At 69.0% G+C, this 13097-nt stretch carries 10 protein-coding genes; 6 read left to right on the forward strand and 4 right to left on the reverse strand.

The window, feature by feature from the left end:
• Positions 1–70: 70 nt before the first annotated feature.
• Genes K0O62_RS02835 through K0O62_RS02845 form a run of 3 tightly spaced genes read right to left on the reverse strand, consistent with a single transcriptional unit; the run spans position 71 to position 2780 of the window.
• Positions 71–1012 (reverse strand): 2-hydroxyacid dehydrogenase, encoded by a 942-nt coding sequence (locus K0O62_RS02835; RefSeq protein WP_073855773.1) that lies wholly within the window; start codon positions 1010–1012, stop codon positions 71–73.
• Positions 1013–1020: 8 nt separating this feature from the next.
• Positions 1021–2154 (reverse strand): alpha/beta hydrolase, encoded by a 1134-nt coding sequence (locus tag K0O62_RS02840; RefSeq protein ID WP_073855589.1) that lies wholly within the window; start codon positions 2152–2154, stop codon positions 1021–1023.
• Entirely contained in the window at positions 2151–2780 is a 630-nt protein-coding gene (locus K0O62_RS02845; protein ID WP_073855774.1) for a TetR/AcrR family transcriptional regulator, read from the reverse strand. Before K0O62_RS02845 ends, K0O62_RS02840 begins: the two co-directional genes overlap by 4 nt.
• An 80-nt stretch (positions 2781–2860) precedes the next feature.
• Between K0O62_RS02845 and K0O62_RS02850 the strand changes: the two genes are divergently transcribed.
• Positions 2861–3436: a VOC family protein gene (locus tag K0O62_RS02850; RefSeq protein ID WP_073855590.1), complete on the forward strand. Its 576-nt coding sequence runs from the start codon at positions 2861–2863 to the stop codon at positions 3434–3436.
• Between the two features lie 57 nt (positions 3437–3493).
• On the opposite strand, the gene K0O62_RS02855 is transcribed toward K0O62_RS02850, so the two are convergent.
• A complete protein-coding gene (locus K0O62_RS02855) occupies positions 3494–4123 on the reverse strand; it encodes a TetR/AcrR family transcriptional regulator (protein WP_073855591.1) in 630 nt (209 codons plus the stop codon).
• Positions 4124–4204: 81 nt separating this feature from the next.
• Here K0O62_RS02855 and K0O62_RS02860 point away from each other — a divergent pair, with 81 nt between their 5' ends.
• From K0O62_RS02860 to K0O62_RS02880, 5 genes are all read left to right on the forward strand, one after another.
• On the forward strand, positions 4205–5083 hold the full coding sequence (locus tag K0O62_RS02860) for an oxygenase MpaB family protein (protein WP_073855592.1): 879 nt from the start codon (positions 4205–4207) through the stop codon (positions 5081–5083).
• A 286-nt stretch (positions 5084–5369) separates the two neighbouring features.
• Positions 5370–7220 (forward strand): type VII secretion AAA-ATPase EccA, encoded by a 1851-nt coding sequence (gene eccA / locus K0O62_RS02865; protein WP_165636961.1) that lies wholly within the window; start codon positions 5370–5372, stop codon positions 7218–7220.
• Complete coding sequence (eccB, locus tag K0O62_RS02870; protein ID WP_073855594.1) at positions 7217–8767, forward strand: type VII secretion protein EccB; 1551 nt, start codon at positions 7217–7219, stop codon at positions 8765–8767. Before eccA ends, eccB begins: the two co-directional genes overlap by 4 nt.
• 61 nt (positions 8768–8828) lie before the next feature.
• The gene (eccCa, locus tag K0O62_RS02875) at positions 8829–12785 is read left to right on the forward strand and encodes a type VII secretion protein EccCa (RefSeq protein WP_073855595.1); all 3957 of its coding nucleotides are present in this window, start codon (positions 8829–8831) and stop codon (positions 12783–12785) included.
• Positions 12785–13096, forward strand: a complete 312-nt coding sequence (locus K0O62_RS02880; protein ID WP_073855596.1) for a PE family protein — start codon at positions 12785–12787, stop codon at positions 13094–13096. The genes eccCa and K0O62_RS02880 overlap by 1 nt, the downstream gene beginning before the upstream one ends.
• Position 13097 lies beyond the last annotated feature (1 nt).

Here is a 13097-nt window from a genome sequence, read left to right on the forward strand (position 1 = left end):
TTCCCTAATAACCGGTCGGTTGGGACCGAGGGTAGTACCTCGTGCGTGACCGCCGTCACGGCCTCCCCTGTCAGTCCGCGTTCACCACGTGGGCCAGGGGTTCGCCGTCCCGCAGTCGCCGGCAGTTGTCCACCGCGATCTCCAGATAGCGGCGCATGGTGTCGGCGGTGTACCAGGTGACGTGCGGGGTGAGCACGACGTTGTCCAGCCCGAGCAGCGGGTTGTCCGCGGGGACCGGTTCGACGGCGAACACGTCGAGTCCGGCGGCGGCCAGCCGACCCGCCCGGAGTGCCTCGGCCAGGGCGACCTCGTCGACGATCGCCCCGCGCGCGGTGTTGATCAGTACCGCCCCCGGCTTCATCGAGTCGAGCGCCGCCCGGTCCAGCAGGTGGTGGGTGGCCTCGGTGAGCGGCAGATGCAGGGAGACGATGTCGCTCTCGGCCAGCAGAGCGGACAGGGGCCGCCAGTCCGGCAGGCCGTCATCGCGGGTGCTGGTATGCAGCACCCGTGCTCCCAGCGTCCGCAGCACGGTCTCGACCTGTTTGGCGATGTTGCCGTAGCCGACCAACCCGACCGTGCATCCGCCGATGTCGCGCACCGTCTCGCCCAGGGTGGGATCGGACGGCCAGCCACGCCCCTCGCGGGTTGCGCGGTCCAGTTCCGGGAGCCGGCGCAGCGCGGCCAGCATCAGCAGCAGGGTGCCCTCGGTGACCGACGGCGCGTTGGCGCCGGGCATGTTCGCGACCGCGATGCTGCGTGCGGTCGCGGCGGCGACGTCGATGGTGTTCACCCCGGCGCCCAGCTTGTGCACCAACCGGCAGTGTGTGGCGCGTTCCAGGTCGGCGGCGGAGAGCGGGCGCAGCACGTGCCACACCACGTCGACCTCGGGCAACTCGCGGTACAGAGTGGTGTCGTCGTCCTCCGCGCACCACCGGATGTCCAGCCAGTCCGCCTCGGGGGCAACGAAATCCAGAACTTTCCGGCCGGGGGTGAAGTGGGCCAGAACCTTGATCCGGCGCCCTAGCGCCACCTCTTCGCGATCCACTTGGCGATGGTATCGGCCTGCTCGCTGCGGGCACCGGGTGTGCTGAAGTAGTGATCGGTGTCGATCGACAACTGCGTCTTGTCGGGACTGGCCAGCGCATCGTAAATGCGTTTGGCGTCCGAGGGATAGACGCCGGTGTCCTGCTCGGCGTTGATGACCAGGGCCGGGCAGTCGATGAGCGACAGATGCGGTTCGGCCCGGGTCTGGGCGTGCCGCAGGCTCCACATCCCGATCCAGTTGCGCAGCGTGCAGGACGCGGCGATGCCGTGGGCGGACCGGTTGGCCTTGATCGGTGGGCCGGCGTAACACATGTTCGGCTGGCGCTTGGTCGGTTCCAGCGTGGGATCGACCATCCGTGGGTCCGCCCAGGTGCGCATGACCGTGAACGGCCGATCCGAGTAGCCGGCGGCCTGCACCCGTTTGAGTTCGGTCTCCGCCCAGTCGGTGATGGCCTCGTTGCGGGCGATCTGCGCCGCGCGATAGCGGTCGACGAAATCGGCCGTGTACGGCGGACCGTTGCGCTCGTCGAACAGATCCAGATCCGGGTCGGTGGACAGCGCATCGTTCTCATCGGTGACCGAGGCGTCCATCCAGGCGGTGAGCACGTCCGGCCGGCCCGGGTGTGCGGCGCTGGCCACGTAGCCGTCCGCCGGTGGCAGGCCGGTGAGCCCCGCGGCCGGGCGCATGCCCTCCAGCGGCGTCACGTGGTGATGCACCGCCTGAGCCTGATACGCGGCCATCAGTGAGCCGCCACCGGAGTTGCCGAGCAGCACCACGGTCTCGATGCTCTGTACCTCGCGCAGCCAGCGCACCCCGACGCCGATGTCGACCAGCGCGTGATCGAGCAGAAAAGAACTCTCGAAGCCGCGGAACCGGGTGTTCCAGCCGAGGAACCCGATGCCGCGGGTGGCCAGGTAGTCGGCGAGATAGTGCTCGGAGAAATCGATCTGATAGTGCGTGGCGATCACCGCGACCTTGGGCTTGCGGCCGACCCCGCGGTGGTAGAGCCCCTGGCACGGGTGCCCGCCGGCGCCCGCGCGGCGCGCGGTGGGGGAATCCATCCCGACGAATTCCCGGGTGACTCCCGGCGTCGGGCCCTTCGTCGTCATGGCTGTCCGGTCTCCTTGTGGTAGATCGTGCGGTAGAAGATGGCGGCCAGCGTGGCCACGCAGGCGTCGTCGTCGGCGGTCTGGGCCCCGGTTCCGGCGAGTTGGGCGTAGCAGAACTGGTTCAGCATGGACACCAGCGCGACCGCCACCAGGTGGGCGTCATCGCCCGCGCAGTAGCCGTCGAGCTGGGCCTGCTGGACCATCTTGGTGATCATTGCGATGGGCAGCGCGCAGATCTCGGACCAGTATTGCGCGAAATCATCACTGACCATTGCCAATTGAGAAACTGCGATGATCTCGGCAAGACGATGCCGGTAGGTGTTCCAGTGCGCGGCCGCAGCGGCGTGCGCGCGCTCGGCGTTCGTCAGGTCCGGTTCAGTGGCCGCCAGCACCCGGTCGCGGGCCTCGTCACGGAACCGGACGGCCCAGTCCCGGACCATGGCCTCTTTGGAGTCGTAATAGTTGTAGTACGACGCGGTGGACCGGCCCGCCTCGGCCGCGATGTCGGCAATTGTGGTGGCCAGGATGCCCTTTCGGGCGACGACGGTCCGGGCCGCGGCGTCGATCGCGGCCTGCGTCTGTCGTCCGCGGGCGGTGGGCAGCTCTACCCGAGCGGTCACGGCAATCTCCGGTCGTTTTTCGTTGTTCGGACCTGAATCTGATGTTAGATTCAGTTTCAATTCTGCGCCAGATCCCGGGAGCCGACATGATCAAGCCTTCGAACCCCAATTCCGAATTCGCGCTGGGCGGCATCAACCACGTCGCCCTGGTCTGCTCGGACATGCAGCGCACCGTCGACTTCTACTCCGGCGTGCTGGGAATGCCGCTGGTCAAGTCGCTGGATCTGCCCAACGGCATGGGTCAGCACTTCTTCTTCGACGCCGGCAACGGCGACTGCGTGGCCTTTTTCTGGTTCACCGACGGACCCGACGGTGAACCCGTGGTGTCCTCCCCGGCCGCGCTGCCCGGCATCGGCGAGTTCACCAGTGCGGTCTCCACCATGAACCACCTGGCCTTCCACGTACCCGCGGAGAAGTTCGACGAGTACCGGGAGAAGCTGAAGGCCAAGGGGGTCCGGGTCGGCCCGGTGCTCAACCACGACGACAGCGAGTGGCAGGCCTCGCCGACCCTGCATCCCGGCGTCTATGTCCGGTCCTTCTACTTCCAGGACCCCGACGGCATCACGCTGGAATTTGCTTGCTGGATCAAAGAATTCACCGAGGCCGACACGACCACGGCGCCCAAGACCGCGTCCGATCGCCGGCCGCGCGCATCCGTCTAGGGGGCTTCAGTCGCGCCGGCACTATTGCCCGGGTCGCTGCGCTCCAGCCCGCCGGCACTATTCCCCGGGTCGCTGCGCTCCTGCCCGCCGAGGGGCGGGGAAGGTGTCCAGCACCGACGTCAGCAGGTCGATGAGTTCGTCGGCGCTCAGGCCGATCGTCCCGCTCAGCCACCCGTTGATGGTCTGACTGACCCCGCCGACCACGAAATGCGCGACGGCCTTGATCTCGTCGCTGTCGTCCTGCTGCAGAACGGTCTGTGCGTGCTGGCCGGCCAGCACCGCGAAGAACCCGCCGAGTTCGGCGCGTTTGCGCACCAGCACGGCGTTGGACAACGTGCTGTCGAACAACAACCGCCCCACCCGGGCGTCCTCGCCGATGGTGCGGACCAGGTTGGTGATGCCCGCCCGGTTCTGCTCGGCCGGGCCGACCGAGGCAACGGCCTCCTGGGTGGTCGCGGCGATCCGGGCGACCACCGAATCGAACACCGCGGAGACGAACTCGTCCTTGTCGGCGAAGGCCTCGTAGAAGTGCCGGGTGGCGATCCCGGACTCGCGGCAGATGGCCCGCACCGTCAGATCGGCGTCCGGGCCGGTCAGCAGGTCGAGACCGGCCACGAGTAGGCGGTCGTGACGGTCGGCGACGCGCTGGGCGGCCGCCACCCCGCGGTAGGGCCGAACCTGGGACACCGCACCATCTTGACACCTGTCCGGCACCCGGGGCAATATCAGGAAACCAACGTTTCCGCTTTACGGCCTGCAGGGGTGTCAATGACGATCATCGAGCGTCCGATCAACGAGACCGTCCGGGTCCCGGCCCGCCGGAAGCGTTGGGGTGCCGGCTTCGATGACGGGCTGATGGGCGTGGCGCTGCTCGCCGGCCCGGCAAACGTGATCATGCAGCTCGCCCGCCCCGGCGTCGGCTACGGCGTGCAGGAGAGCAAGGTGCACAGCGGCCGGGTCGACCTGCACCCGATCAAACGGGCCCGCACCACCTTCACCTATCTGGCGGTGGCCGGCCGCGGCACCGACGAGCAGAAGGCCGCCTTCCGTCGCGCGGTGAACAAGGCCCACGCCCAGGTGCGCTCCACCCCGGAGAGCCCGGTGGAGTACAACGCCTTCGACAAGAACCTGCAGCTGTGGGTGGCGGCCTGCCTGTACAAGGGGTCCGTCGACGTCTACCGGCTGTTCATCGGGGAGATGGACGAGGCGACCGCCGACCGGCACTACCGGGACGGCATCACCCTGGGCACCACCCTGCAGGTGCCCGCCGAGATGTGGCCGGCCGACCGGGCCGCCTTCGACAAGTACTGGCAGGAATCGCTGGACCAGGTACACATCGACGACACCATCCGCGAGTACCTGTACCCGATCGCGGTGGGCCGGCTGCGCGGCCTGACCCTGCCCGGCCCGCTGCAGCGGTTCAACGAGAACCTGGCCTGCCTGATCACCACCGGCTTTCTGCCGCAGCGGTTCCGCGACGAGATGCGGCTGCCCTGGGATCCGCAGCGTCAGCGTCGCTTCGAGCGGCTGATGAAGGCGCTGAGTTTCGTGAACAACGCGGTGCCGGGCTTCGTGCGCCAGTTTCCGTTCAACGTGTTGCTCAAGGATCTGGACTGGCGCGTGCGTACCGGCCGTCCCCTGGTCTGACCTGCACGTCAGATCCATTTGCTGAAAGCGCCCCGTGCGCGCGCGGTATGGCGCGTTCGGCGGGCGCTGCCTGCGCTGCTGCCCGCGCCCGGATGCGGCGACAGTCGGTCGGAACCGTTCGCCACCGGGATGCCTTCGCGCCCCGTGCCCGGGTGACACTGATCACCGCCTCAGGCGTAACCGAACGTCTCGACACAGCGGTCGGTGCGGTGCTAACTTTCTCCGAAGTTAGCATAGGCATACTTAAGGAGACGGCAGGGGGCGTGAGCTTCTTTGCTAGTGAAATATGGAAACGGTCAGTGAGACGCTCACGTCGGGCGTAGCGGGAACACGCGTCGATCGCGACGTGGTGAACAGGTTCGCGACCTGCTGTCGGGCGCTGGGACTGTCGGTCAATGACCGGCAGCGACCCGCCGATCTGGCCGCGGCCCGGTCGGGTTTCACCGAACTGACCCGCATCGCCCGCGAGCAGTGCGACGCCTGGATCGGGCTGGCCGCCGCCGGGGCGGGCACCGGCGAGAACGCCGGCCGCGTCATCGGCACCATCTGGCGCACTCTGCCCACCTTCGGCGCGCTGACCCGCGAGATCGATCTGGGTGCCGAGGACCTCGGCTTCACCTATGACACCGGCCTGTATCTCCAGTTCCGGGCGACCGGCCGCGATGACATCGCGCTGGCCTACGCGGCCACCCTCGCCGATTTCGGCGAGTTCGCCGAGGCCGACGCCATCGTCGAGGAACTGCTGACCCGCCGACCGTCCTGGCTGCAGGCCCGCTGGGTGCGGGTCGCGCTCTACCACCGCAGCCGCCGGTGGTCCGATGTGGTGCGCACACTGACCCCGGTGGTCAACGACACCCGCCTCGACGAGCACTACGCCCACGCGGCCCGGGTGACGCTGGCCATCGCGCTGGCGAATCTGGGCATGTTCGCCCCCGCGCTGTCGCACCTGGAGAACCCGGCGGGGCCCGTCGCGGTGGCCGCCGTCGACGGCGGACTGGTCAAGGGTCTGTGCCTGCGGGCCCAGGGCGAGGACGACGAGGCCGCCGACGTACTGGCCGAACTGTACGCCGCCAACCCCGAACATGCCGGGATCGAAGAGGCGTTGTCGGACAAGTCATTCGGCCTGGACACCACCACCGCCGCGCGGATCGAGGCGCGCAGCAACCCCTGGGACCCGTCCACCGAACCGGGGGAGGCCGACTTCGTCGACCCAGGCGCCAAGGAACGCAAGGCGCACCTGCTCATCGAGGCCGAGGCCGAACTCGCCGAGTTCATCGGCCTGGAAGAGGTCAAGTACCAGGTCGCCCGGCTGAAGAGTTCGGTGGCCATGTCGATCCGGCGCCAGGAGCGCGGTCTGGCCGTCGCCCAGCGCACCAACCACCTGGTGTTCGCCGGTCCGCCCGGAACCGGTAAGACCACCATCGCCCGTGTGGTCGCCAAGATCTACTGTGGGCTCGGCCTTTTGAAGAAGGAGACGGTGCGCGAGGTGCACCGAGCCGATCTGATCGGCCAGCACATCGGCGAGACCGAGGCCAAGACCAACGCCATCATCGACAGCGCGCTCGACGGTGTGCTGTTCCTCGACGAGGCATATGCCCTGGTGTCCACCGGCGCGAAGAACGACTTCGGGCTGGTCGCCATCGACACCCTGCTGGCCCGGATGGAGAACGACCGCGACCGGTTGGTCGTCATCGTCGCCGGCTACCGTGCCGACCTGGACCGCTTCCTGGACACCAATGAGGGTCTGCGCTCGCGTTTCACCCGCAGCATCGACTTCCCGTCCTACAGCGCAACCGAACTCGTGGAGATGGCCACCCGGATGGCCGAGAAGCGGGACAGCATCTTCGAGCCCGCCGCACACGACGAGATGGAGAAGCTGTTCGGCTTCCTGGCCGCCAGCACCACCCCGGACGCCATCGGCACCGCCCGGCGCAGCCTGGACATCGCCGGTAACGGCCGCTTCGTGCGAAACCTTGTCGAGCGTTCCGAGGAGGAACGCGAATACCGATTGGACCACTCCGATTCCGACGACTTCACCGACGACGAGTTGATGACGATCACCGCCGACGACGTCAACCGCTCGGCAGGCCCGCTGCTGCGCGGGCTGGGCCTGACCGCACCCGAGGCCGGCGCATGAGCGAGACGGGCGAAGAGCGCCGAGAATTCACCTCGCGCACACCGGTCAACGACAACCCCGAACGCGTGGTGCACCGCCGCGGATTCGTCACCCGACACCAGGTTTCGGGCTGGCGATTCGTCATGCGGCGCATCGCATCCGGGGTCGCCCTGCACGACACCCGGATGCTCGTGGACCCGCTGCGCACCCAGAACCGCGCGGTGCTGGTCGGTGCGCTGGTCTCGGCGACGGTGGTCGCGGGCTGCTTCGTATTCTCGCTGTTCCGTCCCGGCGGTGACGCCGGCAGCGCCACCATCCTGGCGGACCGCGACACCTCGGCGCTCTACGTGCGCATCGGTGACGTGGTGCACCCGGCGCTCAACCTCACCTCGGCGCGCCTGATCGCCGGTCAGGCCGACAACCCGACCACGGTCAAGAGCAGCGAGATCGACAAGTTCGCCCGCGGCAACCTGATCGGTATCCCCGGCGCCCCGGAACGCATGGTGCAGAACAGCTCTCGGGATGCGAACTGGACGGTGTGCGACGCCGTATCGGGCAGCACCACCGGAGTCACCCTGATCGCCGGCGCCCCCGATCTGCAGGGGGAGCGGGCCACCGCGCTGCCCGCCGACCGTGCGGTGCTGATCCAGAACGTCGGCGGCGTGCACGCCGGCACCTGGCTGCTGTGGGATGGCAAGCGCAGCCCGATCGACCTGGGCAACCGCGCCGTCACCTCCGCACTGGGCCTGGGCAACGACATCCCCGCACCCCGGGTGATCGATCCGGGTCTGTTCAACGCCATCCCGGAGTCCGCGCCGCTGGTGGCACCTGCCCTGCCGGGCGCCGGCGAACCGCCGCGCTTCGACCTGCCGGTCCCGGCGCCCGTCGGCGCCGTCGTCGCGGCCTTCGAGGCGGACAACACCATCCGTTACTACGCGGTACACGCCGACGGCCTGCAGCCGATCTCGCCGGTGCTGGCCGCTATCCTGCGCAACTCCGATTCCTATGGGCTGCAACAGCCCCCGCGCCTCGGCGCGGACGAGGTGGCCAAGCTGCCGGTGGCCGGCGGGATCGACACCGCCGCCTACCCGGCCGACGAGGTCACCCTGGCCGAGACCGGTCCCGCGCCGGTCACCTGTGCCTACTGGTCCAAGCCCGCCGATGCGACCGAGAGCCGGCTGACCCTGCTGTCCGGTGCCGCGCTGCCGCTGCCCGAGGGGCAGCGCACCGTGCAGCTGGTCGGGGCGGGCGGTGGCTCCACCGCCGACCACGTCGCACTGACCCCGGGCAGCGGCTACTTCGTGCAATCCGTCGGCTCCGCCGCCGGTGCACCGCCGGCCGGCTCGGCCTTCTGGGTCAGCGACACCGGCGTCCGCTACGGGGTGGACACCTCCGATGACGCCAAATCGGTTGCCGCACTGGGCTTGAACCCGCCGCCGCTGGCCGTCCCGTGGTCGATGCTCGCGCAGTTCGCGCCCGGCCCCACCCTTTCCAAGGCCGATGCGCTGGTCGCGCATGACGCCGTCGCACCCGTGGCCGCAGCCGGCCCCGAGGGGGAGAACGAATGAGCGCCGCTTGCAAGCGAATCATTGATCGGACATGGGACAACCGAGCTTGCGAGGGAGTCGCATGAGTCGCTTGATCTTCGAGGCCCGCCGCCGGCTTCCGGCGCCGGAGGCGCGCAAGGGCACCATCACCATCGAGGCGCCGCCGTCGCTGCCCCGGCTGGTCCCGCCCTCGCTGCTGCGCCGGGTGCTGCCCTACCTGATCGTCATCCTGATCGTCGGCATGATCGTCGCGCTGTTTGCGACCGGTATGCGGATGATCTCCCCGACGATGCTCTTCTTCCCGTTCGTCCTGCTGCTGGCCGCGAGCGCGCTCTACCGCGGATCGGACAACAAGCTGCGCACCGAGGAGGTCGACGCCGAACGCGCCGACTACCTGCGCTACCTCTCGGTGGTCCGGGACAACGTCCGCGCCCAGGCCGCGGACCAGCGCGCCGCCCTGGAGTGGTCGCATCCCGCACCGGATCTGCTCGCCGCGGTACCGGGCACCCGCAGGCAGTGGGAACGCGATCCGGGCGACGCCGACTTCCTGGTGGTCCGCACCGGTCTGCACGACGTCCCGCTGAACACCGCGCTGCGGGTCAAGGACGCCGCCGACGAGATCGACCTGGAACCGGTGGCGCACACCACCCTTCGCGGGCTGCTCGATGTGCACCGCACGGTGCGCAACGCCCCGACCGGCATCGATCTGGGCACCGTCTCCAGGATCACGGTGCTCGGCGAACCCGACGAGGTCCGCGACGCCCTGCGCGCTTGGGTTTCTCAGGCCGTCACCTGGCACGATCCCGCCGTGCTGGGCGTGGCTCTGGCCACCCCGGACCTGGAGGGTCCGGACTGGTCGTGGCTGAAGTGGCTGCCGCACACCGACGTTCCCGGCCAGACCGACGGTGTGGGCCCGGCCCGGTACCTGGCGACCACCGCCGACGGCCTGCGCGGTCTGCTGGCGCCGGTGCTCGACGAGCGGGATGCCTTCACCGGTTCGGCGTCGGCCGCGAACAAGCACCTGCTGGTGCTCCTCGACGACCCGGACGCCGATCCGGACGTCATCGCCGGACGGCACGGACTGGCCGGCGTCACCGTGGTGCACCGGTCCACCACAGAGCCGCACCGCGAGCAGTACTCCGATCCCGAGCGGCCGGTCCTGAAGATCGCCGGCGGCCGGATCGAGCGCTGGCAGAGCGGGGGCTGGCAGGCCTTCGTCGACACCGCCGATGCCTCCTCCGCCGGCCAGGCCGCGCACCTGGCGCGCCGGCTGGCCCGCTGGGACACCAACCCGGAGCAATCGAGGACGGGCGCGACCGGATCATCCACGTTCACCACCCTGTTCGGCATCCAGGACGCCTCGGCGCTCGATGTCGCCGCGTTGTGGGCGCCCCGGCACCGCGACGAGGAACTGCGGGTGCCCATCGGCGTCACCGCGACCGGCGACCCGCTGATCTTCGACCTCAAGGACGAGGCCGAGGGCGGCATGGGCCCGCACGGCCTGATGATCGGTATGACGGGATCGGGCAAGTCACAGACCCTGATGTCGATCCTGCTGGCGCTGCTGACCACACACTCGGCCGATCGGTTGATCGTCATCTACGCCGACTTCAAGGGTGAGGCGGGCGCGGATATCTTCCGGCACTTCCCGCAGGTCGTCGCGGTCATCTCCAACATGGCCGAAAAGCGGTCGCTGGCGGATCGTTTCGCCGACACGCTGCGAGGTGAGGTGGCTCGCCGCGAGCAGCTGCTCAAAGAAGCGGGCCGCACCGTGCAGGGCAGCGCCTTCAACTCGGTGACCGAATACGAGGGGGCGATCGCGGCGGGCCACGACCTGCCCCCGATCCCGACGCTGTTCGTGGTCGCCGACGAGTTCACCCTGATGCTGGCCGAGCACCCCGAGTATGCGGAACTGTTCGACTACGTCGCCCGCAAGGGGCGCTCCTTCCGCATCCACATCCTGTTCGCGTCGCAGACCCTGGATGTCGGGCGGATCAAGGACATCGACAAGAACACCTCCTACCGCATCGGTCTGAAGGTGGCCAGCCCGTCGATCAGCCGCCAGATCATCGGCACCGAGGACGCCTTCCAGATCGAATCCGGTCGCGAGCACAAGGGCGAGGGTTTCCTGGTACCGGCGCCGGGCGCGGACCCGATCAAGTTCCGCAGCACCTACGTCGACGGCATCTACGACCCGCCGCGTGCCGCGCAATCGGTGGTGGTGCACTCGGTGCCCGAACCACAGGTCTTCACCGCGGGCTGGGTGGAACCAGCCCCGGACACCGTCATCGTCACCGGCGAGATCGAGGATGCCCCGGTGCCCCGCAAGCTGATTGCCACCATCGGCGACCAGCTGGCCAACTACGGCCCACGGGCGCCGCAGCTGTGGCTGCCTCCGCTGGAGGAGACAATCCCGCTCACCGATCTGCTGGCGCGCACCGATATCGGCGAACGGCAGTGGCGCTGGCCGCTCGGCGAGATCGACAAGCCGTTCGAGATGCGCCGCGACGCACTGGTGTTCGACGCCGGCACCGCCGCGGGCAACCTGCTCATCCACGGCGGGCCGAAGTCCGGTAAGTCCACCGCGCTGCAGACGTTCGTGCTGTCGGCCGCGGCGCTGCACGCACCCGGCGACGTCAGCTTCTACTGCCTGGACTACGGCGGTGGACAGCTGCGCGCACTGGAGGACCTGGCCCATGTCGGCGCCGTCGCGACGCCGCTGGAACCCGAACTGATCCGGCGCACCTTCGCCGAGCTCGAACAGCTGCTGCGCACGCGCCAGGAACGTGGCGGGCGCGTCGGCACGGGCAGCCATGAGGACGGTTACGGCGAAGTCTTCCTGGTGATCGACAACCTGTACGCGTTCAGCCGGGACAACATCGACACCTTCAACACCCGCAACCCGCTGCTGGCCCGGGTCACCGAGCTGGTCAACGCCGGGCTGTCGTACGGCATCCACGTCGTCATCACCACGCCCAACTGGCTGGAGGTGCCGCTGGCCATGCGGGACGGTCTCGGACTGCGACTTGAGCTCAAGCTCAACGACTCCCATGACAGCAATGTCCGGGTGGCGGGTGCGCTGACCCGTCCGGCCGATGCCGTGCCCGCCGATCAGCCGGGCCGCGGTCTGACCATGGCCGCCGAGCACTTCCTGTTCGCGGCGCCCGACCTGCGCGAGATCGCGGTGCTCAACTCGCGTCACACCGGCCGGCACGCCCCGCCGGTGCGGCTGCTGCCGACCCAGCTCTCGCCGGCCGACGTGGGCACGATCTACGTGGGACCGGAGCAGGTGGTCATCGGTCAGCGCGAGGAAGACCTGCGTCCGGTGGCGATCGACTTCGCCCGCAACCCGCTGATGATGGTGTTCGGCGACAACAGGTCCGGGAAGACCACGCTGCTGCGCCACCTCATCCGCAGCATCCGGGACAACTCCACGCCCGACCAGGTGGCGTTCACGGTCGTCGACCGGCGCCTGCATCTGGTCGAGGAGCCACTGTTCCCGGACAACGAGTACACCCCGAACGTCGATCGGGTCACCCCGGCGATGCTGGGACTGTCCGCGCTGATGGAGAAGCGCCGCCCGCCCGCCGGTCTGTCGGCAGAAGATCTGCGGCGCTGGTCCTTTGAAGGCCAGACCCACTACCTGATCATCGACGACGTCGACCAGATCCCGGACGGGCCCGCGATCAGCGGACCGTACGCCGGGCAACGGCCGTGGACCCCGCTGCTCGGCCTGCTGGCCGAGGCCGGTGACCTGGGTCTACGGGTCATCGTCACCGCGCGGGCCGGCGGATCGGCGCATGCGGTGATGACCGCGCCTCTGCTACGCCGCCTGAATGACCTCCAGGCGACTACCGTGATGTTGTCGGGCAGCCCGGCCGACGGGGGCAAGCTGCGGGGCATGCGCTTCAGCAGGCTGCCGGCGGGACGGGCGATGCTGCTCGGCGAGAGCGAAGAGGCCACCTACGTCCAATTGGTGAATCCGCTCGTGCCCGAGGGTGTTTCACCGGCCAGTACGAACGGAAAGGAATACAGCTGATGACTCTGCGTGTCGTTCCCGAAGGATTGGCCGCCGCCGGCTCGGCGGTCGAGGCGCTGACCGCACGGCTCGCCGCCGCGCACGCCGCTGCGGCGCCACTGGTCAACGTGGTCGTGCCGCCGGCCGCCGACCCGGTCTCGCTGCAGACCGCTGTCGGTTTCAGTGTTGCGGCCAACGAGCACAGTGCGGTGTCGGCGGTTGCCGTGCAGGAGTTGGGCCGCGCCGGTATGGGTGTCGCCCAGACCGGCGCCAGCTATGCCACCGGTGACGCACTGGCCGCATCGACCTACCTGATCGCGCGGGGCGGCTGAG

Source organism: Mycolicibacterium diernhoferi, assembly GCF_019456655.1.
GTDB lineage: Bacteria > Actinomycetota > Actinomycetes > Mycobacteriales > Mycobacteriaceae > Mycobacterium > Mycobacterium diernhoferi.